Genomic DNA, 22,026 nt, shown 5'->3' with positions numbered 1-22,026 from the left:
GGCGCGTGCGTTCGCGCGGCCAGCCGCGTGAGCGTGCGCACCGCGGTCTGCCCGTGCATGACGGGCCGGTTTGACACTGCCGCGGCACGCGGCTTAGATCGCAGCGCGTGCCGCAAGGTCATGGAATCGCCACGACCGGCGCGGCGCGCGCCGCGGAGCGCTGCATCCGTGGCCGAGAGCCGGGCGCCGAGTCGCGAATCGATCCGGGGCCCGCGCGCTTGAAGTGCAGGAAAGGATGTTCCGTCGAACTTCAAACGATTGGGGAGAAACGAATGAGCAAGAAGCTGATCGCGGGCTGCGTGTTTTTGTTCGGCATGGGCCTGGGCGTGACCGCCTTCGCCGGTAGCGCGAGCATCACCCCGGAAATGGCGCAGTGCATCTACGAGTGCAAGCAGAACGGCGGCACTCAGGCCTACTGCTGGGCCTGCTGCGTGCAGAAGCAGTGCCCGGTGCCGATCGACTGAGCCGAGCGCGCCGGCGGCCGTAACGGCCGCCGGCTTTCGCCGCGCCCGCCGGATGTAGCGCAGATGCGCGCGGCCGGGGTGAAGTGACGGTTCAGCCGCTGCGTGCGAGGCTGCGTCGGCCTTGCGAACCGGAGCCGACGATGCGTTACGTCCCCGTCCTAGTCAGTGTCAGCCTGTTCAGCGCCCTGGCGTTGATCGCCGCCCCGGTGTCCGCCGCCGATCCGACGCCCGAGATCAAGCGCGATGCCGCCGTGCCGGCCCAGCCGGTCGGCGAGGTGCGCACGCTGCGGCAGATTCCCGAAGCCTGCGCGCGCCTTGAGGGCGCGTTCACCGGCCAGGCCGCGCAGCCGTACAAATTCGCGGTCGTGCGCACCAGCCCCAATTGCCAGCCGCGCGCGCGTTTCGTCGATGCGGCCAAGGCCCAGCCCTCGGTGGCCGGCGGCTGGTTGTTCAACGATCTGATCCGGGTTTCCAACGCGGCCTGCACGCAGCAACAGGCGGTGGTGCGGATCTGGCGCAAGCCGGCCGCGATCGCGCCGCCGACGCTGGACGCGCAGGGCAAGTCGCGCCTGTACCTGCAGGAAGAAAAGGAAAAGGCCGCGGCCAGCAAACTGGCGGCGGTGCCGATGTTCGCAGCGTCGATGACGGTGGAAGGCAAGGCCTGCGGCGGCTGAGCGCGGCGGTTTCCAACTTCGATAAAGCAAGAGGGCCGCTTTCGCGGCCCTCTGCGTTTCTTGCGGGAGCGTCGGCTTACTTGACGCCGACGCAATCCTTGAGCTCGACCACGAAGTCGGTGTCGTTGTACTCATCGAAGGTGCCGGTGAGCTGGATCCGGTCGTTGGCGCGCAAGGTCAGCGCATAGGCCTTCTGGTTGGGCTGCAGCAGGCAGCGCACGCGCGTGGCGAACAGCTCGCGATCGCTGCCGGCCATGCCCGGGATCAGCGAGGTGGTGGCCTGGAAGGTGACGTAGTAGCGGCCGTTCTTGCCGTCGCTGACGCCGGCGTTGGAGCCCTTCACCGTGTACACGCGGCCCTTGTAGCGGTCGGCGACCACCGCGGCGTTTTCCTTCGCCTGCGCTTCGATTTCACGCGCCAGACGCGGCGCGTCGATCACGGTCGGCAGCGGCTTGGGCGCGGCGGCGCGCGAGGGCGCGGTCTTGCCCGGCTTGAGCGAGCCGATCATCTCGCAGATGCCTTTCTTGATTTCTTCGGTATGGCCGACCGAGGCCTTGCGCAGCTTCAGCGACGCGGTCACGGTGCCGCTGTTGTCGGCGGTGACCTGCAGCGGCAGCGGGCGGCTCATCGCGGTGGACGGCTCTTCCAGCACCAGGGTGCCGGCGTTCAGGTCTTCGTCCAGCACGACCATGTTGCGCGCGATGCCGGCGTTGCGGACCTGGCCGATGGCGCTGGCCGCCGACAGACCGCTGACCTGGACCGAGGTGAAGTACTCGGTGCCGGTGATCATGTTGCCCTTCTTGACGAAATTGGTTTCGCACTGGCCGGCGACGGCCGAGAGGGAAGGGATCAGCAGCACCAACGGAACCAGAAACTTGCCTTTCATGAAGGACTCCCTGTAATGATGAATCGTTGCGTCCCTGCGCTCTGATCCCGCACGAACGCCGACGGCGGCAGATTGCCGCAATCGGGTGGGCGATTCAACGTTTTTCGGTGGCTATCGCGGCCCGGAGTGCGGGATTAGGCGACGCGGCGCACAGATGCGGTGACCGCCGGCCACGCGTCGCGGCGGGCCTTCCGGCCTGTGCCGTCGGGCCCGCCGGGCTTCAGTCGGACGCCGTTTCGCTGCCGGCGCAATCCGGGTCCAGATCGTAGCGGCGCTGCATTTCCTCCGGCGCCAGGGCCTCGATGCTGTGGCCGATGTTCCAGCGATGGCCGAACGGATCGATCACCGTGCCCGAGCGCTCGCCGTAGAAATGATCGCGCGGCGCCATGGTCAGCCGCGCGCCGGCGGCGACCGCGCGGGCGATGGTGTCGTCGGCGTCGTCCACGTGCAGATGCAGGGTGTGGCTGTGGCCGCTTTGGAGCTGCGGGCGGCGGATGTCCACTTCGGGGAATTCCTCGCACAGCATCAAGGTGGTGCCGCCCAGGTCGAGCTCGACATGGCCGATGCGCCCGCCCGGTTCGACCAGACGGAACTTCTCGCTGGCCTCGAACACCTTGCAGTAGAACTCGACCGCGGCCTGGGCGTCGGCCACGCACAGGTAGGAGAACAATTCGTGGACGGCCATGAAGGGGCTCCGTTTGGAAAGTGAGCGCGAGTGTGCGGCGTCGCCGGCGCTGCGGATTGGACGAAATTTACCGAGTTCGTGGGAGGGGCTGTTGTGGGAGGGGCTTCAGCCCCGATGCCCTTGTTTCAGATATCAGCGCCGGATCGGAAAGCATCGGGGCTGAAGCTCCCTCTCACAAAAGTGTTTCGAGGGAGGGGCGGCTTTTTGTGAGAGGGGCTTTCAGCCCCGACGCTTTCCGCTCAAATCGCCGCGTGCAATTCCCACCGGCAAGTGATGCGCCGAAGCCGCCCCCGCCGCCAGATACTCGCGCGGACTTACCCCGGCGAAGCGGCGGAACTCGCGGATCAGATGCGACTGATCGAAATACCCCGCATCCACCGCCAACTGCGCCCACTGCGGCCGCGGCGTCGCCGCCAGCGCGGCGAGCAGACGCTTGAAACGCAGCACCCGCGCATAACGCTTCGGCGCCAGACCGGCGAGATCGCGGAAGCCGGCGATGAAGTGCCGATGGCTGCGGCCGCTCGCCCGCGCCAGCGCGGCGATGCGCAGGTCGTCATCGTCATCTTCATCGGCGACGATCGCTTCCAACCGCGCCGCTGCCTGCAAGGCCGGCGCACTGCGCTGCAGGCTGCTCACCGCCTGCGCGATCTGCGGATCGAGCCCGCGTACCGGCCGCAGCTGCGCATGCAGGAAACGTTCGAACAAGGCACGGCGGCGGCGCGGATCGGCGCAGGCGGACAGGCGTTCGTACAAGTCGTCGGCGCGCGCGCCGCACAACTCGCGCAGATCGACGTGGCGGCCTTCCAGCTCGGCCGCCGACACCCCGAACAGCGCCAGCGCCGCGCCCGGACGCAGCACCGCGCCAACCGAAGCGGCCGGCAACGACGTGTCCTTGATGCAATACGAAGCCCGGACACCCGCCACCACCGCCGCCGAATAACCGCGCCCGACCCGATCGTCCGCATCCGCATACAACCGCAGCGGCGGTCCGTCGAGCCGGATCGCCAGATGCATCGATCCGCTCGGCAGCGAATGCTCGCGCGCATGCGCATGCGCCGGCGCCGCATCGGCGCGCGCGCTGACCCAGACCTGTTCGATCCAGGGCCGCAGGGGCGGCAGCAAAGGCGCGCGGCTGGACACGGTCGCCGCTCAGCCCTCGAACGGCGGCAGCTTGGGCTTCACCGCGGTGTTCTTCAGCGAGACGTATTGCGGCAGGCCGTCGCGCCCGTACGGCGGCGGCGCTTCGCCGCGGATCAGCGGTTCTAGGTATTTGCGCGCGCTGGCGGTGATGCCGTAGCCGTCCTTGCGCAGGAACCCGGCCGGCATCTTCTTCTCGTGATTGGCCACCTTGTTCAGCGGCGCGGCTTCGATCTTCCAGCGATACGGCGCGTCGGAGGTGCGCACGATCACCGGCATCACCGAGTTCATGCCCTTCAGCGCGAACTCGACCGCGGCCTTGCCGACCGCGCGCGCCTGTTCGACGTCGGTCTTCGACGCCACGTGCCGCGCCGAGCGCTGCAGATAGTCGGGCAGGGCCCAATGCACCTTGTAGCCCAGCGCGTCCTTGACCCGCCCGGCCAGATGCGAGGCGACGCCGCCGAGCTGGGTGTGGCCGAAGGAATCCTTGCCGCCGCCGGCATCGGCGACGAAGCGGCCGTCGGCGGTCTGGATGCCTTCGCTGGCCACGACCACGCAATAGCCCACGCGCTCCACCGTGGCCTTCACCTTGGCGAAGAAATCCGCTTCCTGGAACGGCCGCTCCGGGAACAGGATCAGGTGCGGGGCGGCGTCCGGGCCGTCGCCGGCCAGACCCGCGGCCGCGGCCAGCCAGCCGGCGTGGCGGCCCATGGCCTCGTAGACGAAGACCTTGGTCGAGGTTTCGGCCATCGCCGCCACGTCCAGCGCGGCCTCGCGTACCGACACCGCGGTGTACTTGGCCGCCGAGCCGAAGCCCGGGCAGCAGTCGGTCACGGCCAGATCGTTGTCCACGGTCTTGGGCACGCCGATGCAGGTCAGCGGGTAATCGAATTCGGCCGCCAGCTGGGAGACCTTGAGCGCGGTGTCGGCCGAATCGTTGCCGCCGTTGTAGAGGAACCAGCGCACGTCGTGGGCCTTGAGCACGGCCAGCAGGCGCTCGTAGCGGGCGCGGTCGGCGTCCAGCGACTTGAGCTTGACCCGGCACGAGCCGAACGCGCCGCCGGGGGTGTGGCCCAAGGCGCGGATCGCCGCGGCGGTTTCCTTCGAGGTGTCGATCAGCTCCTCGCGCAGCGCGCCGAGGATGCCGTTGCGGGCGGCCAATACCTTGACCCCGCGGGCGCGGGCGGTCTCGATCACCGCGGCGGCGGTGGCATTGATGACGGCGGTCACACCGCCGGATTGCGCGTAAAGCAGATTTCCGGCGATCTTGCCCGAAGAGGGGCGGGGCGACTTTCTGGCGGGTGTTCCGGTCGGCATGGGAATTCCAGGATTGGCGCCGGTTTGCGGTAAGCTGACCGCAACATTTTGCCCGGCGGGTGGTTGGCAGCTTCGAGTGTAGCGCCGCCCCGCGGACTGGCCAGCTTCAAGCGCGGCCGGTGGGCCGGGTCCGTCGCCAGGGCGCACGGACGCCATGGTTTCATGTGTCTTAGGAGCGATGTTGATGCGATTGGTACTACTGGGCGCGCCCGGTTCCGGCAAGGGCACGCAAGCCACGCGGCTCAAGGAGCATCTGCAGGTGCCGCATATTTCCACCGGCGACCTGTTGCGCGGCGAAGTCGCCGCCGGCACCAAGCTGGGCCTGGAAGCCAAGGCGGTGATGGATGCCGGCAACCTGGTCAGCGACGAAATCCTGCTGGGCATGCTCGAGGACCGTTTCTCGCGTCCCGACACCGCCGGCGGTTTCATTCTCGACGGCTACCCGCGCAATCTGGCCCAGGCCGATGCGATGGACGCGCTGCTGAAGAAGATCGGCCAGCCGATGGACTTCGCCGTGCAGCTGGAAGTGCCGATCGAACTGCTGGTCGAGCGCATCGCCGGCCGCGCCGCTGAGCAAGGCCGCAAGGACGACAGTCCGGACGCGGTCCGCACCCGTCTGAAGGTCTACGACGAAGTCACCGCGCCGGTCATCGAGTATTACCGCCAGCATGGGCGCCTGACCGTGGTCGATGGCGTGGGCTCGCTGGATGAGGTGTTTACCCGGATTATCGAGGCGTTGTCGCCGGCTCCGGTTGTTGGCTGATCTGCTTTTTCTCCCTCTCCCGCTCGCGGGAGAGGGCCGGGGTGAGGGCAAGCGCAGCCCCACGCCATATTGAAAGCCAGGCGGTTCGAGTAGGTGTCAGGCAGGTTGCGCCGTTCGCCGACCTTCGCGCCCCCTCACCCCATCCCTCTCCCGCCAGCGGGAGAGGGGGAGTTGGTGCCAGCGGGAGCCGCTACGTTGAACATTCGCAGTCTCTTTCGGAATTTCGGATCTTGAAGCTCCATATCTTGGGCATCGCCGGCACGTTCATGGGCGGCGTCGCCGCGCTCGCGCGCGAACTCGGCCATGACGTCGAAGGCAGCGACCAGGCGGTATATCCGCCGATGTCCACCCAGCTCGAACAACTCGGCATCGCGCTGCAGCAGGGCTACAAGCCCGAGCACATTTCCGCCGATTGCGACGAAATCGTGGTCGGCAATGCGCTCTCGCGCGGCAACGCCGCGGTCGAGCAGGTCCTCGACGACGGCCGCAAATACACCTCCGGCGCGCAGTGGCTGTCCGAGCAGGTGCTGCCGGGCCGCGACACGCTCGCCGTCGCCGGCACCCACGGCAAGACCACGACCACCACCATCCTGACCTGGCTGCTGGAAGCCGCCGGCCGCAAGCCGGGCTTCCTGATCGGCGGGGTGGCGGAGGACTTCGGCGTGTCCGCGCGCATCGGCGCGGGCCGCGAGTTCGTGGTCGAGGCCGACGAATACGACACCGCGTTCTTCGACAAGCGCAGCAAGTTCGTCCACTACCGGCCGCTGGTGGCGATCCTCAACAATCTGGAATACGACCACGCCGATATTTTTCCCGACGTGGCCGCGATCCAGCGCCAGTTCCATCATCTGGTGCGCACCGTGCCGCGTCGCGGACGCCTGATCGTCAACGGCGAGGACGAGCGCCTGAGCGAAGTGCTGGCGATGGGCTGCTGGACACCGGTCGAGCGCTTCGGCCTGGAAGGCAAGGCCGGTTACGACTGGACCGCGCGCATGATCCACGACGACGGCAGCGCCTTTATCGTCGTGCATCGCGGCCGCGAGATCGGCGAAGTGCGCTGGCCGCTGCTGGGCCGCCACAACGTGATGAACGCGCTGGCCGCGCTGGCCGCGGCGAACGCGGTCGGGGTCGATGTGGCGACGGTGCTGCCGGCGCTGGCCGAGTTCCGCAGCGTCAAGCGCCGGCTGGAAGTGATCGGCGAAACCGGCGGCGTCACCGTGTACGACGATTTCGCCCATCACCCGACCGCGATCGCGACCACGCTCGCCGGCCTGCGCGCGCGCGTGGGTTCGGCGCGGATCGTGGTGGCGATGGAGCCGCGCAGCAATTCGATGCGGCTGGGCGCGCATTCCGAAGCGCTGGCGCCGTCGTTGAACGATGCCGACGCGGTGGTGTTTCTGCATCGCCCCGAACTGGCCTGGGATGCGGGCAAGGTCGTGGGCGGATTGCGCGGCGAAGGCGTCACCGTGCCCGACGCCGACGCGCTGATCGCGGCCTTGCGCGAACGCGTGCGCGCGGGCGACCACGTCGTGTTCATGTCCAACGGCGGCTTCGACGGCGCGCCGCGCCGGTTTTTCGCCGCCTTGCGCGAATCGCAAGCAAGCTGACGATCGTTACGCGGCGGGCCGCGCGCCCGCCGGCATCGGCGCCGGCATCGCCCGACTCGCTCTGCGATGCCGGTCGCAGGCCCCGTCGCCGCATCACATTCTCGCCGCCGCAACCGGCTGGGTGAGCGCGCGCGTCGCGGTTACACTGCGGCCATGTCCGCCGACACCGCCGCCGCCGAGACGCTGGGACTGTTCCCCCTGCACACCGTGCTGCTGCCGGGCGGCTCGCTGGGCCTGCGCGTATTCGAACGCCGCTATCTGGATCTGGTGCGCGAATGCGGCCGCCAGGGCCGCGGCTTCGGTGTGTGCCTGATCATCGACGGCAGCGAAGTCGGCAACCCGGCATCGGCCGCGGCCTACGGCACCGAAGCCTTGATCGAAGACTTCGGCACCGGCGACGACGGCCTGCTGACCTTGCGCGTGCGCGGCGCGCGCCGCTTCCACGCCAGCCGCGTGCGCGTGCGCGACAACGGCCTGCAGGTCGCCGAAGTGCAGTGGTGCGCCGGCGACGGCGAGGAAGTCGTACGGCCGCAGCATTCGTTGCTGGTGACCTTGCTCGAAAGCCTGCTGGAACAAGCGGGCGGCGAACACGCCAAGGCCCCGCATTCGCGCATGGACGACGCGGCCTGGGTCGGCTGGCGCCTGGCCGAACTGTTGCCGCTGTCGTTGCCGCAGCGGCAGATGCTGTTGCAGATGGACGATCCGCACCTGCGCCTGGATCAGTTGCTGGCGCTGTTGCCCTGAGGTTGCGGCGAGGCGGGTGCCTCGCCCGGCGGCCGATACTGCGAACGCACTCGCAACACTTCCACGCCGTTCTTCGGATGCGCCTGCTGGATCATGGTGAAACCGGTCAGCGCATGACGCACTTGCGCGTGCGCGTTGCCGTCGTCGGACTGCGGCAGCCATAGCGCCGCCGCGCCGAAGGGCTGGTTGAGGCGCAGGGTCTGGGTGGTGCCGATCCACAGCGGCGTGCCGTCGGACAACACCGACGGCGCCGGCCACAGGCGCAGCGCGTATTGCACGTCGGGTGTGGGGCCGTCGCGCAGCATCAGCAGTGATTCGGCCTGCGCGTCCAGCGTCGCCGGCAGCACGACTTGCTCGCGCGGCGGCGTGCCGTCGTCGAGCAGAGCGATGGTCGACAGCCAGTCGGCCTGTTCCTGCACGCGCCAGCCGGCGGCTTCCAGGCTCACGCGCAACGGCGGCAGCGGGCCGGCGATCTGGATGTCCAGCGGCCAGCGCCGGCGCGCATCGCGCTCGTTGCGCTGCGCCGGCAGTTGCGTCCAGTCGCGTTGCCACCATTGCTCCGCGTCCAACACCGTGGTCGGCGTGGCCGAAGCGAACTTGGCCAGCAGCGCATCGGCCGAACGCGGCGCATGCCACAGGGCCGCGATCACGAACACGCTGTAGAACAACCACGCCAGCGGCCGCATCCAGAACGAACGCGCGACGTGGCGGCGATAGGCGATACCCAGCAGCAACAGCCAGACGATGCCGAACAAAGTGCCGCCGACCAGATCGCTGGGCCAGTGCGCGCCCAGGTACAACCGCGCGAATCCGACTAGAGTGGTGACCACGCCCGCCAGCAAGTACGGCCACACCCGTTGCCGTCCCGGCAATTCGCGCGCGATCAGCACCGCGAAGAAGCCGAACACGATCGTGGTCATGGTGACCGCGACCGAAGGAAAGCCGAACCCGGCCGGTGCGGTCGGCGGACGCGGCATGTCGATGGCCGCTTCCAGCACCGAGGTCAGCACCAGCCCGAACACGATCGCGCCGACCCAGTGCGCCGCGGCCATCCAGCGCCGCCGCCAGGCCAGATAGGCCAGCACCGCGATCGACGCCGGCGCCAGCACCTGCAGATCGCCCAGGCCGGCGAGCGCGGCCATCATTCGGTCGGCGAGCGGATTGCGCAAAGTCCACATGAACTCGTGGACGGTGTGATCGATCTGCAGCGGCCCGCCGCTGGCCAGCAAGGTGGCGAGCAGAGTGAACCAGATCCAGCTGATCGCCAGCAGGCATACCGCCAGCATCACCAGCGACGCCGATTCGGGCCGGTTCGGATCGATCAGCGCGGCCGCGTAACGGCCCAGGCGCGGATGCGCGCGGGTCCAGCGCAGCGCGCGCGCGAGCAGGTTGTCGGCGTGATTGGCGAACCAGCGCCAGGTGTAGAGCACGGTGGCCCACACCAGCGCGACCGCCACCAGCAAGCCGCCGAGCACCACCGCGAGCCGGTCGGCGACCGCCGCGACCGCGTCGTAGGACGCGCCCAGCACCCAACCTGGGGCGAGGAACAGCGCCGACCAGCCGACGCAGGCGATCAGGCTGGGCAAGGCGTAGCGGCGCATCGGCATGCGCAGCATGCCGGCGATGGCCGGCACGAACGGACGGATCGCGCCGACGAAGCGGGCGATCAGAATGGCCTTGCTGCCGTTGCGGCGGAACAGACTCTCGCCGCGGTCGAGCCATTGCGGATATTTCGAGAATGGCCAGCGCTCGCGCAATTGCGGGCCCCAGCGGTGGCCGATGTAGTAACTCAGCCCGTCGCCGGCGAAGGCGCCCAGGGTCGAGCAGATCAGCGCATACGGGCCGTTGATGTGGCCCAGGCCCACCAGCGTGCCGACCGCGAACAGCAACGGCAGCGCCGGCACCACGATGCCGAGGATGATGAGTGCATCGCAGAACGCGATCAGGAAGATCACGATGCCGGCCGCGATCGGATTGGCCGCGATCCATGCGGTCGCGCTTTCTAGCCAGGCTGAGTCCATCGGTCGATTATAGGCAGGCCATTCTGTGGCGCGGGTGACTGGTGGGCGTGACTGAGGGCACGGGACAGGACCGGGGCGGAAGGGGAACGAGGGGCGTGGACGGGCTTCGCTCGCCATGAATCGAGTCGCGGCGGGCCCGCGAGTTCCGTAATCCCCGCGCCTTGCGTCCAATGCCCCCGACCGGGCCCGAAGTACACTTCCCCGATGTCCGACGTCAGTGAAATCGAAGTGGCCGCGCTGAAGGCCGACAGTTTCGGCCGCATCGCCTTGATGCGCGACGCCGGCGGCCTGTTCGTGCGCCGCGATCTGGCCCACGTGCCGCTGTGGCTGCGTCTGCCGGCCTGGTGGCTGGCGCGGCGCGAGGCCCGCGCGCTGCAGCAAGTGCACGGGTTGGAAGCGACGCCGCAGTTGTTGCGTTGGAACGGCCGCCGCCTCGATCGCAGCTATATGGAAGGCGCGGCCATGTACCAGCGCCCGCCGCACGGCGATCTGGCCTATTTCCGATTGGCCCGGCGCCTGTTGCAGCGCCTGCACCGGCGCGGCCTGGCGCATAACGATCTGGCCAAGGAAGCCAACTGGCTGGTGTTGGCCGACGGCACGCCGGCGATCATCGATTTCCAACTCGCCGTGCGCGGCGACCCGCGCTCGCGCTGGATGCGCCTGCTCGCGCGCGAGGACCTGCGCCATCTGCTCAAGCACAAGCGCACGTACTGCGCGAACGCGCTGACGCCGGTGGAGCGGCGCGTGCTCAAGCGTCACTCATGGGTGCGCGAGGCCTGGTTCGCGACCGGCAAGCCGGTGTACCGCTTCGTGACCCGGCGCATCCTGCATTGGGAAGACAACGAGGGGCAGGGGCCTAAGCCCTGAGGGCCGGGATTCGGGATTGGGGATTCGGGAATCGTTTAAAGCGGTAGCGCCGTCGATCTGATCTCGGCTAGAGGTCGGGATTGGGATTAGGATTGAGGCGTTGCTTTTGCTTGACCGATTCCCGAATCCCTAATCACGGCCAAAACCCATGAGTACTCTGTCCGGCAAGACCCTTTTCATCACCGGCGCCTCGCGCGGTATCGGTCGCGAGATCGCGCTGCGCGCTGCGCGCGACGGCGCCAACATCGCGATCGCGGCCAAGTCCTCGGTCGCCAATCCCAAGTTGCCGGGCACCATCCACAGCGTCGCGGCCGAAGTCGCCGCCGCCGGCGGCCGCGCGCTTGCGCTCAAGTGCGACATTCGCGAAGAAGACGAGGTCAACGCCGCGGTGGCGGCGACGGTGGACGCGTTCGGCGGCATCGACATCCTGGTCAACAACGCCAGCGCGATCTGGTTGCGCGGGACTCTGGACACGCCGATGAAGCGGTTCGACCTGATGCAGCAGGTGAATTCGCGCGGCAGTTTCCTGTGCGCGCAGGCCTGTCTGCCGTATCTGCAACAAGCGCCGAACCCGCACATCCTGACCTTGGCGCCGCCGCCGAGCCTGGAGGTGAAGTGGTGGGCGCAGCACACCGGTTACACCTTGGCGAAGATGGGCATGAGCTTCGTCACCCTGGGCCTGGCCGGCGAGTTCGGTCCAACCGGAGTAGCGGTCAACGCCCTGTGGCCGAGGACCATCATCGCCACGGACGCTCTGAACCTGATCCCCGGCGTCCCCCTGGACCGTTGCCGCAAACCCGAAATCGTCGCCGACGCCGTGCATGCGGTGCTGGTGCGGCCGGCGAAGGACTTCTACGGTCATTTCCTGATCGACGAAGAGGTGTTGAGCGAGGCGGGGGTGACGGATTTCAGCAAGTACGCGGTCGATCCGGGCAAGTCGTTGCTGCCGGATTTGTTCTTGGATTGACGTAGCGTTTTGCCGGCGGCATTTCGTTTCGACAATCGTGGAGCCCGCGTTGCAGTGGCTCTTGCCATAGCGATTGCGAGCGCCAAGATTTTGCTCTGGCTTAGCTCTGCTCCGGCTTTGCTCTGTTCCGGCTTTGCTTTGCTTAGCTTTTGCCGTTGCTGGGCGCCGCCTGTAACTCGCGAGACCGAAGGACACCCGAAGGGCGGCGCACATGGACGTGCGCCGGGTGCCACCTTGGGCAGGATGCCCAATGTGGCACCTGCCTGCGCAAGCACCGCACTCGTGGCTTTTGACTCGAAACAGCCAATGCGTTTTCTTTGGTTACTTTCTTTGTCGCTTTGGACAAAGAAAGTGACCCGCCGCTCCATGGCGGAAGCTTTAGGCGTTTGATCCTGCTCTCGCTCTCGCTCTTGCTTGAAGCTCTATTGCTCGTCATTCCCGCGAACGCGGGAATCCAGGGCCTTTCGTGCGAGAACGTTTGAAGTCTCTGGATTCCCGCGTTCGCGGGAATGACGGTAGGAGGGAGTGCACGGGTCTGGTTGTTTCGATCAGGGACTTCAGGGTCCTTAGAAGCCTTAGAAGCCTTAGAAGCTTCAAGCAAGATCAAACGCTAAACGCTTCCGCCATAAAGCGGCGGGTCACTTTCTTTGTCCAAAGCCACAAAGAAAGTAACCAAAGAAAGGGCTTTAGCTGTTTCGAATCAAGAGCCACGAGTGCGATGCCTGCGCAGGCAGGTCCCACATTGGGCATCCTGCCCAAGGTGGGACCCGGCGCACGTCCATGTGCGCCGCCCTCCGGGTGTCCCTGGTCTCGCGAGTTACAAGCTGCGCCGGGCCAGAGCAAGTGCAAGGCCGGAGCAAGTGCAAAGCCAGGGCAAGTGCAATGCCAGAGCAAATGCGGAGCAATTCATCAGTTGCTGCGCCGGATGTTCGGCCACACCTGAAAACACGAAGCCGCTTCAAGCTGAAGCCGCCGCGTGAACCGGCCTTACTTACCCGACTGCTTCAACGCATCCGACAACGAATACAGCAAATCCACATAGAACCGCTCCACCTGCACCAACCCCGCGATCTTCGATCCCGCCTCCGGCTCGATCACCATGTACTCATTCGGCGCATGCGCCCCGTTGCCGTGCCCGAGGCCGCCGGCGATCATCGGCAAACCCAAGGTCTGCGTGAACACGTAGTACGGCGCACTGCCGCCGATGCGCGGCGCCACCGGCGGCGTCTGCCCGTATTTGCGATAGACGCCCAACGCGGCGCGAGTCAGCGGCGCATCGACCGAAGTCTGCGCCGGCGGATAACCCGACATCTTGCGGATCTCGATGTCCTGGAACCCTTTCGCATCCAGCTGTTTGCGGATCAAGGCCAAGGCCTGATCCGGGGTCTGGTTCGGCACCAGCCGCGAATCGACCTTCGCCACCGCGCGATGCGGCAGGATCGTCTTCACGCCTTCGCCGGTATAGCCCGCGACCAGGCCGTCGATGTTGAGAGTGGTGTCGAACAACTCCGCGGCTGCGGCTTCGCGGACGTTGCGGCCGTTCTTCCAGCGCGCCGCGCCCAGGCCTTCGAGCTGCTTGGCCTGCTCGCCCTCGGCGTTGCGCACGATGCCGTTGAACAATCGCTGCTCCTCGGCATTGGGCGCGCGGATCGCATCGCGATAGCCCGGCACCGCGATTTCGCCATCGGGCGTGGTCAAGGTCGCCAAGGCCTGCACCAGCCGCCAACTCGGCGAGTCGAGCTTGGCCGCGAGCGAGCCGTGCACTTCGCTGCGCTGCGGGCCGCCGGTGGCCGGATTGCCCTTGGCCTCCAGCTCCATGTACAAGATGCCCTTGACGCCGAGGAACATCGACGCCTGTCCGTCGCGGTTCTGGGTGTTCATCGGAAAGAACACGCCGTCGGCCTTGCGCAGTTGTTCCTGGTACTTGGCCACAACCTCGGGGTAATGCGGCGAGCCGAGTTCTTCCTCGCCTTCGGCCAGCACGATCAGATTCACCGGCGGCTTGCCGCGGGTCTTGATCACCGCGTCGAGGGCGTTGAGGAACGCGCGCTGCGGCCCTTTTTGATTGGTCGCGCCGCGCGCCATCAACACTTTGCCGAGCTTGGGCTCATCGACCAGGGAACCGGCGAAGGCATCGACCTTCCAACCGGTCGGCTCGATCGGCTGCACGTCATACATCATGTAGACCACCAGCGTGTGCGCGGCGCCGGCGTCGTAATAACCGTAGACGCCCGGATGGCCGGAGGTCGGCACCAGCGCGGTGTCGCGGAAACCCAGCTTCGACAGATCCTCGCGCAGCAACTCGGCCATCTGCGCGATGCCCTTGTTCTGCGCGCTGATCGACGGCTGCCGCACCCAGCGCTGCAGTTGCGCGACATCGGCTTCGCGCTGCTTGTCCAACTGCGCGTACACATCGGCGTAATCGCCGGTGTAGGCCGGCACCGAGCTGGCGTCGAAGGCCTGGGTTTCGGTGATGACGATCTTGGGCGGCGCGGCGAAGGCCGGGCTCAGCGCCAGCATCAGTGCGGCGGACAGCGCGGCGATCGTAAACGGCGGAGCGATACGGCGACAGCGTGAACTCATGGCGTTTCCCTCGTCGTAGGTAACGTTGAATCGGCGTTCGAGCAGCGATCGGATGGCGCTTGCGGACGTGGTCCCGAGCGGGAACGCGGCCGCACGCGCCGTGGCCTGGGCGCCGGCTGATGATGCCCGCATTGGCGCCGCAACAGGGATGGCGGCCGTCGCGTTCCCGGCCCCGCGCCGACGCCCGGCCGCGCCCGGGCCGCCTTGCCGGCCTTCGGCACTGCAAGCGCCACAGCGATCGGCGACAATGGCCGTTCCGTTCCCCTCGCCGCATCGACGCCCCCATGGATACCGCCTCGCTGTACGCCCTCTCCGAGCGCTACTACCTGCCTGTCTACCGCCCGCGCCGGATCGTGCTCGATCACGGCAAAGGCTCGCGCATCTGGGATCTGGACGGCCGCGAATACGTCGATTTCGGCGCCGGCATCGCCGTCAACGCGCTCGGCCACGCGCATCCGGCGCTGGTCGCGGCGCTGACCGAGCAGGCCGGCAAGCTGTGGCATACCAGCAACGTCTTCATCAGCGAGCCGCCGCTGCATCTGGCCGAGCAACTGGTCGAAGCCTCCGGTTTCGCCGAGCGCGTGTTCCTGTGCAACTCCGGCGCCGAGGCCAACGAGGCGGCGATCAAGCTCGCGCGCAAGTGGGCCACCGCGCAGGGCCGCGAGCCCGAGCGCCGGGTGATTCTGAGTTTCCGCGGCAGCTTCCACGGCCGCACCCTGGCCGCGGTCACTGCCACCGCTCAGCCCAAGTACCACGAAGGTTTCGAGCCGTTGCCGCCGGGCTTTCGCTACAGCGATTTCAACGATCTGGCCGCGGCCGAAGCGGCAATGGCCGACGGCGCGGTGTGCGCGGTGCTGGTCGAGCCGGTGCAGGGCGAGGGCGGGGTGACGCCGGCGCGGGAGGATTTCCTGCGCGGCCTGCGCGAGTTGTGCGATCGCCACGGCGCCTTGCTGATCCTGGACGAAATCCAATGCGGCATGGGCCGCACCGGGCACTTGTTCGCCTGTCACGGCTACGGGGTGAAGCCCGATGCCGTGACCCTGGCCAAGGCGTTGGGCAGCGGTTTTCCGATCGGCGCGATGCTGGTCGCGAGCAAGGCCGCGCAGGCGATGCAGTTCGGCGCCCACGGCACCACCTTCGGCGGCAATCCGCTGGCGGCGGCGGTGGCCGGCGCGGCGTTGCGCGAACTGCGCTCGCCGCAGATCGCGGCCAATGTCGAACGCCAGGCGCAGGCGATCCGCGATGGTTTGGCGGCGCTGGACGCCGAGCTGGGCCTGTTCGCGGAAGTCCGTGGCCGCGGCCTGATGATCGGCGCGCAGCTGCGGCCGGAGTACGCGGGCAAGGCCGGCGAGATCCTCGACCGCTGCGTCGAACACGGCCTGCTGGTCTTGCAGGCCGGCCCGGACGTGCTGCGCTTCGTGCCCGCGCTCAACATCGGCGATGCCGACATCGCCGACGGCCTGTCGCGCCTGCGCGCGGCGCTGCTGCAGTTCCTCGGACGCTGAGGCCGATGGCCGGCGCGCGCGGGCGGCATCGCCGGTGAGCGAATGCGTCTTCTGCGAAATTCTCGCCGGCCGCGCGCCGGCGAGTTTCGTTTACCGCGACGATCGCGTCGTCGCCTTCATGGACTTGCGCCAGGCCGTGGAAGGGCATGTGCTGGTGATACCGCGCCGGCACGTGCCGGACATCTACGCCCTGGATGAGGCGACGGCCGGGCATCTGATGGCGGTCGCGGTGCGCGTGGCCAAGGCGCTGGCCGCGCACGGGCCGCCGCCGGGGCTCAATCTGTGGCAATCCAACGGCGATGCCGGCGGACAGGAAGTCCCGCACGTGCATCTGCATGTGCAGCCGCGCCGTCACAACGACGGCATCCTCAGCGCCTACCGCGACGGCTTGCCCGCGCCCAGCGATCGCGCCAGCCTGGATCGTCTGGCCGAGCGCATCGCCGCGCGGCTTTGATCGCGCGCTCGATTTTCCGACTAATCGCTCCGGTGCCGGCATTTCGCCGCGCGCCGCGGCGGCCGATCGCGTTCACAGGGCTTTACGTGGGCATTTCCTTCAAACGATAATAATTCTCGTTTGCTTCAAGCCCTCGGAGTCCCCCGCATGTCCCGCAGCCATCTTCAGGCGCCCTTGGCCCTGGCCATCGCCTTTTCCCTGAGCGCGCCCGCTCTGGCCGCCGCCCCGGCGGAGGTCGCCGACGCGCCCGATCCGCAGGCCACCAATCTCGACCACGTCGTCGTCCAAGGCCAGGCCAACGGCTACAAGGCCGCCAACGCGACCACCGCGACCAAGACCGACACGCCGATCGGGGAAACCCCGCAGGCGATCACCGTGGTCACCGGCGAGCAGATGCGCGACCAGGGCGCGCAGAACGTCCAGGACGCGCTCAACTACGCCGCCGGCGTGCGTTCGGAGGCTTACGGCCTGGATTCGCGCGGCGACTGGACCCTGATCCGCGGTAGCGATCCCACCGAATATCTCGACGGCCTGCGCAGCGCGTACAACTACTACACCAGCACCACCCGCACCGATCCGTACATGCTCGAACGCATCGAAGTGCTGCGCGGCCCCTCGTCGATGTTGTTCGGGCAGGGCAGCACCGCCGGCGTGATCAATCTGGTGAGCAAACGCCCGCAGGCGCAGACCCAGCGCGAGATCGGCGTGCAGGTCGGCAGCTTCGACCGCAGCCAGATCAACGCCGACTTCACCGGCCCGCTGACCGCCGACGGCACCTGGCTGTATCGCCTCGTCGGCCTGTACCGCGACAGCGACACCCAGGTCGATCACGTCAACGACGACCGCCGCCTGATCGCGCCGTCGCTGACCTGGCGTCCCAGCGAAGACACCTCGTTGACCTTCCTGTTGCGCTGGCAGCAGGACCGCACCGGTTCGACCTCGCAGTTCTTCCAGTGGAGCGGCTTGGTTTCGCCGAATCCGAACGGGCGCATTCCGGCCAGCCGTTTCATCGGCAATCCCGGCGACCACTACGACACCGACCACCGCAGCGCCGGCTGGTTGTTCGAACACCGTTTCAACGAGAACTGGACCTTGCGCCAATCGTTCCGCGCCTCGCGCAATGAGGTCGATTACGTCACCGTCTACGCCGATCCTTTCAGCAATCCGCTAAATCCCTTCATCGATCCGCAGCAGCGCGTGATCAACCGCGAAGGCTGGTTCGCCCATAACGAAGCGCGGATGCAGAACATCGACCAGCACGTCGAGGGCCATTTCGGCACCGGCCCGGTCAAGCACCAGATGCTGCTCGGCCTGGACGCGCAGCGTTTCAAGCAGAGCGAGGCGCAGAGCTTCGACGGCGCGCCCGAACGCGGCGGCACGTTGCCGCCGATCGACGTGTTCAATCCGGTCTACGTGCCGTACACGCCGCCGCCGCTGGGCGCCGCGGTCAATACCAGCCAGCGCCAGATCGGCCTGTATCTGCAGGATCAGATGCATATCGGCGAGCATTGGATCGTCGTCGCCGGCCTGCGCCACGACCGGGCCAAGAGCGGCAAGGTCGGCGCGGCCGACGAAAAATCCAGCGCCACCACCAAGCGCTTGGGCGTGATGTTCCACGACTGGGCCGGCTGGTCGCCGTACGTGAGCTACAGCGAGTCCTTCACTCCGGTGGCCGGCACCAACGCCATCAGCGGCGCGCGGTACAAGCCGCAGCAGGGCGAGCAGGTCGAAGCCGGCGTCAAGTTCGAACCGGCCGGGCGCGATTTGAGCTTCACCGCCGCGACCTACGAACTGCGCGAAGAAAACCGCCTGGTCGCCGATCCGTCGAATCCGAACAACAACCTGCAGGTCGGCAAGACCAAGGTCAACGGGCTGGAACTCGAATTCACCGGCAAGCTGACCTCCAGCTTCGAGATCACCGCGCACTACAACTATCTCGACAACGACAAGCAGCTGACCCCGGCGCCGCGCCATCAGGCCGCGGTGTGGGGCAAGCAGCGTTTCAGCGTCGGAGGCCGCGACGGCTTCGCCGCCGGCCTGGGCGTGCGCTACTTCAGCGATTTCGTCGAACCGCCCAGCCCGACCACGCCGTCGGTCGTTCTCGGCGATGCGATGGTGTCCTACGACGTCGGCGCCTGGCGCTGGGCGCTCAACGTCACCAACCTCACCGACAAGCGCTATTTCAGCTACTGCGGCGGCCGCGGCGATTGCTGGTTCGGCGCGCGGCGCAACATCGGCTTGAGCGCGACGTTCACGTTCTGATCGCGGTTGCCGTAACGAAAAGGCCGACGCATTGCGTCGGCCTTTTCGTTCGCGAAGCCAGTTCGCTTACAGCGCGGCGAATGCCGCCCGCGCCGCTTCGATGGTCTGGGCGATTTCGGCCTCGCCGTGCGCGCTGGAGACGAAACCGGCTTCGAACGCCGACGGCGCCAGATACACGCCGCGCTCCAGCATGCCGTGGAAGAAGCGATTGAAACGCTGGGTATCCGAAGCCATGGCATCGGCGAAGCTGCGCACCGGCCCTTCGCGGAAATACAGGCCGAACATGCCCGGCGCGCGGGTGGTGTGGAAGGCCACGCCGGCCTCGCGCGCGGCTGCTTCCAGGCCGTCGCACAGCGCGTGCGTGCTGCGTTCCAGCGCATCGTGGAATCCCGGCGCTTGGATCAGCTCCAGCGTCGCCAGGCCCGCGGCCATCGCCACCGGATTGCCGCTGAGCGTGCCGGCCTGGTAGATCGGGCCGCTCGGCGCGACCTGGCTCATCAGATCGCGCCGGCCGCCGTAAGCGCCGACCGGCATGCCGCCGCCGATGATCTTGCCGAAGGTGCTCAGGTCCGGAACGATGCCGTAGCGCTGCTGCGCGCCGCCCAGCGCGACCCGGAAACCGGTCATGACTTCATCGAAGATCAGCAGCGCGCCGTGCCGGCTGCACAGCTCGCGCAGATGCTGCAGATAACCGTCTTCGGGCAGGATGCAGTTGGCGTTGCCGACGATGGGTTCGATGATCAGGCCGGCGATGTCGTCGCCGGCTTCCTCGAACAGGCGCGTGGCCGCGTCGAAGTCGTTGTAGGGCAGGGTGAGAGTGAGATCGGCCAGCGCCGCCGGCACGCCAGGCGAATTCGGCAGGCCCAGGGTCAGCGCGCCGCTGCCGGCCTTGACCAGGAAACTGTCGCCGTGGCCGTGATAGCAGCCTTCGAATTTCACGATGCGGCTGCGGCCGGTCGCGCCGCGCGCCACCCGGATCGCCGACAGCGTGGCTTCGGTGCCGGAGTTGACCATGCGCACCATCTCGCAGCTCGGCACGATGCGGGTGATGGCTTCGGCCATCGTCACTTCCAGCGGGTTCGGCACGCCGAAGCTCAGGCCGTTGCGCATGGTCCGCTCGACCGCGGCGAGCACCTGCGGATGGGCGTGGCCGGCGATCATCGGGCCCCACGAGCCGACGTAGTCGATATAGCGATTGCCGTCGACGTCGAACAGATGCGCGCCTTGCGCGCGCTCGGCGAAGAAAGGCTCGCCGCCGACCGACTTGAACGCGCGTACCGGCGAATTGACGCCGCCGGGCAGCAGTTGCGAGGCGCGGGTGAACAGATCGTGGGAGCGTGGGTTATTCATTGGGTTCTTCTTCGAAACAGGAAAGGTAGGCGGCGACCGCGGCGGCGGGATCGGGCGCGTCGAACACGCCGCTAATCACCGCGAGCAGGTCGGCGCCGGCGAGCACCAGGCCGCGCGCATTGTCCGGGGTGATGCCGCCGATCGCCACTCGCGGCAAACCCAGCGCCGCGGCCTGTTGCAGCAATTGCGGTGAGGCGCGGCGCGCATTGGGTTTGGTCGGTGAGGTGAAGAACGCGCCGAAGGCGATGTAACTGGCGCCGTGAGCGGCGGCAGTACGCGCCAGCGCGATGTCGTCGTAGCACGAGGCGCCGAGGATCGCGGCATCGCCCAGGGCGGCGCGCGCGGCGGCCAGTTCGCCGTCGTCTTCGCCCAGATGCGCGCCGTCGGCGCCGATCTCGGCGGCCAGGCGCCAGTCGTCGTTGACGATCAACGGCACCCCGCGCGCCCGGCACAGCGGCAACAGCGCCAGGGCCTGCTGGCGCCGCAAGCCGGCGTCGGCCTGTTTATTGCGGTATTGCAGCCACGCCGCGCCGGCCTCCAGGACCGTGGCGACCCGGGCCGCGAGCCGCCCGCTGTCGGGTTCGTCGGGCGTGATCGCGTACAGGCCGCGCCGCGGCCAGGATAAATTCATGGGTCAGCTTCCGTCGGGGAGGGCGGGATGGGACAATGCCCGTCCCGCAACGCCAAGCATTATCCGCCCATGTCCGAGATCGCCGCGACCACCGCCTACCGCACCTGGATGTGCGTCGTGTGCGGCTTTATCTACGATGAGTCCAAGGGCCTGCCCGAAGAAGGCCTGGCCCCGGGCACGCGCTGGGCGGACATCCCCGACACCTGGACCTGCCCGGACTGCGGCGTGACCAAGGACGATTTCGAGATGATGGAGGTCTGAGCCGTCGGCTCCGACCTCATGACGCCCGCGCTGTGACGGCGGGCGATACGGTTCAGCCGGCCCGCGCCGGCGCAGTCAGTCGATTCCGGGGCCCAGCTTCATTTCGTCCCCGCTCTCCAGCTTCAGCCTGGCCGCCTGGCCGGCATTGAGCTCCAGCACGTATTTGGCCGGCGCGTCGCTGGGATAGGGCGGGCAGCGGTCGCCGGCCGAGCACGGCGGCACGTCGCGCTGTTGCGTGACCAACCTGCGCTTGCTGTCGAAATACAGGATGTCCAGCGGGATATGGGTGTTCTTCATCCAGTAGGCCTGCGGCGTCTCGGCCTCGTGCACGAACACCATGCCGTGATCGGCCGCCATCTCATCGCGAAACATCAGCCCGCGCTGGCGGCTTTCGTCGGTCTTGGCGACCTCCACCTGGTAGCGCTGGCCGCGGACCTCGACCCAGCTTTCCGCCGAGTCCGAGGCGCAGCCGGCGAGCGCCGCGGCACAGGCGAGCAAGAGCGCGAACCGCTTGGGCATGGCGTAATTCCTTATAGCGCGATGGATGGCGCGACCATCGGCCAGCGCGGGGCGATCGTCAAGCCGAAAGTTTTTTGGTTTTTCTTGCTTCGACCCCTTCCCCAACCCCATGCGCATCTGCATAATGCGCGGCCCCGCTGACGGGTTGTATCGGTCGGCAGGGAGCGCGGAAGACAGCGAATTCGGCAGGAGTTGACGGTCGAAGATGATGCTGTAAGATGCGCGGCCCGCCGCCCTGTTCATCGAGTGGTTGGGGCGCAGAAAACAGCGGTTTTGATGGGTAGTTGACGCATCGGAAACATGCTGTAGGATGCGCGGCCCGCAGTTCG

19 protein-coding genes and 1 pseudogene are annotated in these 22,026 nt (G+C 67.6%); 11 read left to right on the top strand and 9 right to left on the bottom strand.

The window, feature by feature from the left end:
- Window positions 1–272: 272 nt before the first annotated feature.
- Complete coding sequence (locus AB4Y92_RS15295; RefSeq protein WP_441820437.1) at window positions 273–464, top strand: hypothetical protein; 192 nt, start codon at window positions 273–275, stop codon at window positions 462–464.
- 140 nt (window positions 465–604) lie between these two features.
- The gene (locus AB4Y92_RS15290) at window positions 605–1,138 is read left to right on the top strand and encodes a hypothetical protein (RefSeq protein ID WP_441820436.1); all 534 of its coding nucleotides are present in this window, start codon (window positions 605–607) and stop codon (window positions 1,136–1,138) included.
- A 76-nt stretch (window positions 1,139–1,214) separates the two neighbouring features.
- Here the strand turns inward: AB4Y92_RS15290 and AB4Y92_RS15285 are convergent, their stop codons facing one another.
- From AB4Y92_RS15285 to AB4Y92_RS15270, 4 genes are all read right to left on the bottom strand, one after another.
- The gene (locus tag AB4Y92_RS15285) at window positions 1,215–2,024 is read right to left on the bottom strand and encodes a hypothetical protein (RefSeq protein WP_057941708.1); all 810 of its coding nucleotides are present in this window, start codon (window positions 2,022–2,024) and stop codon (window positions 1,215–1,217) included.
- A gap of 220 nt (window positions 2,025–2,244) precedes the next feature.
- A complete protein-coding gene (locus tag AB4Y92_RS15280; RefSeq protein ID WP_441820435.1) occupies window positions 2,245–2,709 on the bottom strand; it encodes a VOC family protein in 465 nt (154 codons plus the stop codon).
- 219 nt (window positions 2,710–2,928) lie between these two features.
- On the bottom strand, window positions 2,929–3,849 hold the full coding sequence (locus AB4Y92_RS15275) for a helix-turn-helix domain-containing protein (RefSeq protein ID WP_441820434.1): 921 nt from the start codon (window positions 3,847–3,849) through the stop codon (window positions 2,929–2,931).
- 9 nt (window positions 3,850–3,858) lie between these two features.
- Window positions 3,859–5,163: a 6-phosphofructokinase gene (locus AB4Y92_RS15270; RefSeq protein WP_441820433.1), complete on the bottom strand. Its 1,305-nt coding sequence runs from the start codon at window positions 5,161–5,163 to the stop codon at window positions 3,859–3,861.
- A 184-nt stretch (window positions 5,164–5,347) separates the two neighbouring features.
- On the opposite strand from AB4Y92_RS15270, the gene AB4Y92_RS15265 reads away from it, so the two are divergent.
- From AB4Y92_RS15265 to AB4Y92_RS15255, 3 genes are all read left to right on the top strand, one after another.
- On the top strand, window positions 5,348–5,926 hold the full coding sequence (locus AB4Y92_RS15265) for an adenylate kinase (RefSeq protein ID WP_441820432.1): 579 nt from the start codon (window positions 5,348–5,350) through the stop codon (window positions 5,924–5,926).
- 227 nt (window positions 5,927–6,153) lie between these two features.
- On the top strand, window positions 6,154–7,533 hold the full coding sequence (gene mpl, locus AB4Y92_RS15260; RefSeq protein ID WP_441820554.1) for a UDP-N-acetylmuramate:L-alanyl-gamma-D-glutamyl-meso-diaminopimelate ligase: 1,380 nt from the start codon (window positions 6,154–6,156) through the stop codon (window positions 7,531–7,533).
- Window positions 7,534–7,686: 153 nt separating this feature from the next.
- Entirely contained in the window at window positions 7,687–8,277 is a 591-nt protein-coding gene (locus tag AB4Y92_RS15255) for an LON peptidase substrate-binding domain-containing protein (RefSeq protein ID WP_441820431.1), read from the top strand.
- On the opposite strand, the gene AB4Y92_RS15250 is transcribed toward AB4Y92_RS15255, so the two are convergent.
- Window positions 8,253–10,298 carry a VTT domain-containing protein gene (locus AB4Y92_RS15250; protein ID WP_441820430.1) on the bottom strand — a complete coding sequence of 682 codons (2,046 nt, stop codon included), beginning with the start codon at window positions 10,296–10,298 and terminating at the stop codon, window positions 8,253–8,255. The two genes, AB4Y92_RS15255 and AB4Y92_RS15250, sit on opposite strands and share 25 nt — an antisense overlap.
- Before the next feature lie 204 nt (window positions 10,299–10,502).
- Here AB4Y92_RS15250 and AB4Y92_RS15245 point away from each other — a divergent pair, with 204 nt between their 5' ends.
- Both AB4Y92_RS15245 and AB4Y92_RS15240 read left to right on the top strand, forming a co-directional pair.
- On the top strand, window positions 10,503–11,165 hold the full coding sequence (locus tag AB4Y92_RS15245; protein ID WP_057941713.1) for a serine/threonine protein kinase: 663 nt from the start codon (window positions 10,503–10,505) through the stop codon (window positions 11,163–11,165).
- A gap of 148 nt (window positions 11,166–11,313) precedes the next feature.
- Window positions 11,314–12,132 (top strand): SDR family oxidoreductase, encoded by an 819-nt coding sequence (locus AB4Y92_RS15240; RefSeq protein ID WP_441820429.1) that lies wholly within the window; start codon window positions 11,314–11,316, stop codon window positions 12,130–12,132.
- Between the two features lie 987 nt (window positions 12,133–13,119).
- On the opposite strand, the gene AB4Y92_RS15235 is transcribed toward AB4Y92_RS15240, so the two are convergent.
- Complete coding sequence (locus tag AB4Y92_RS15235; protein ID WP_441820428.1) at window positions 13,120–14,715, bottom strand: M20/M25/M40 family metallo-hydrolase; 1,596 nt, start codon at window positions 14,713–14,715, stop codon at window positions 13,120–13,122.
- A 284-nt stretch (window positions 14,716–14,999) separates the two neighbouring features.
- Between AB4Y92_RS15235 and AB4Y92_RS15230 the strand changes: the two genes are divergently transcribed.
- The 3 genes from AB4Y92_RS15230 to AB4Y92_RS15220 all read left to right on the top strand — a co-directional run bounded on the left by AB4Y92_RS15230 (window position 15,000) and on the right by AB4Y92_RS15220 (window position 18,936).
- Window positions 15,000–16,220, top strand: coding sequence for an acetylornithine/succinyldiaminopimelate transaminase (locus AB4Y92_RS15230; RefSeq protein WP_441820427.1), 1,221 nt, complete (start codon window positions 15,000–15,002; stop codon window positions 16,218–16,220).
- A gap of 34 nt (window positions 16,221–16,254) precedes the next feature.
- Window positions 16,255–16,674: an HIT family protein gene (locus AB4Y92_RS15225; protein WP_441820426.1), complete on the top strand. Its 420-nt coding sequence runs from the start codon at window positions 16,255–16,257 to the stop codon at window positions 16,672–16,674.
- Between the two features lie 147 nt (window positions 16,675–16,821).
- A complete protein-coding gene (locus AB4Y92_RS15220; RefSeq protein WP_441820425.1) occupies window positions 16,822–18,936 on the top strand; it encodes a TonB-dependent siderophore receptor in 2,115 nt (704 codons plus the stop codon).
- Between the two features lie 66 nt (window positions 18,937–19,002).
- On the opposite strand, the gene hemL is transcribed toward AB4Y92_RS15220, so the two are convergent.
- The gene (gene hemL / locus AB4Y92_RS15215) at window positions 19,003–20,286 is read right to left on the bottom strand and encodes a glutamate-1-semialdehyde 2,1-aminomutase (RefSeq protein WP_441820424.1); all 1,284 of its coding nucleotides are present in this window, start codon (window positions 20,284–20,286) and stop codon (window positions 19,003–19,005) included.
- Window positions 20,279–20,917, bottom strand: a complete 639-nt coding sequence (gene thiE, locus AB4Y92_RS15210; protein ID WP_441820423.1) for a thiamine phosphate synthase — start codon at window positions 20,915–20,917, stop codon at window positions 20,279–20,281. The genes hemL and thiE overlap by 8 nt, the downstream gene beginning before the upstream one ends.
- On the opposite strand from thiE, the pseudogene AB4Y92_RS15205 reads away from it, so the two are divergent.
- Window positions 20,916–21,178 (top strand): annotated as a pseudogene (locus AB4Y92_RS15205) (rubredoxin). The gene thiE and the pseudogene AB4Y92_RS15205 sit on opposite strands and share 2 nt — an antisense overlap.
- A gap of 75 nt (window positions 21,179–21,253) precedes the next feature.
- Here AB4Y92_RS15205 and AB4Y92_RS15200 read toward each other — a convergent pair.
- Window positions 21,254–21,697 (bottom strand): DUF192 domain-containing protein, encoded by a 444-nt coding sequence (locus AB4Y92_RS15200; RefSeq protein ID WP_441820553.1) that lies wholly within the window; start codon window positions 21,695–21,697, stop codon window positions 21,254–21,256.
- Between the last annotated feature and the right edge of the window lie 329 nt (window positions 21,698–22,026).

The organism is Lysobacter sp. TAB13 (genome assembly GCF_052113885.1).
Classification (GTDB): Bacteria; Pseudomonadota; Gammaproteobacteria; order Xanthomonadales; family Xanthomonadaceae; genus Lysobacter; species Lysobacter gummosus.
This window is presented reverse-complemented; position numbering and strand designations above follow the sequence as displayed.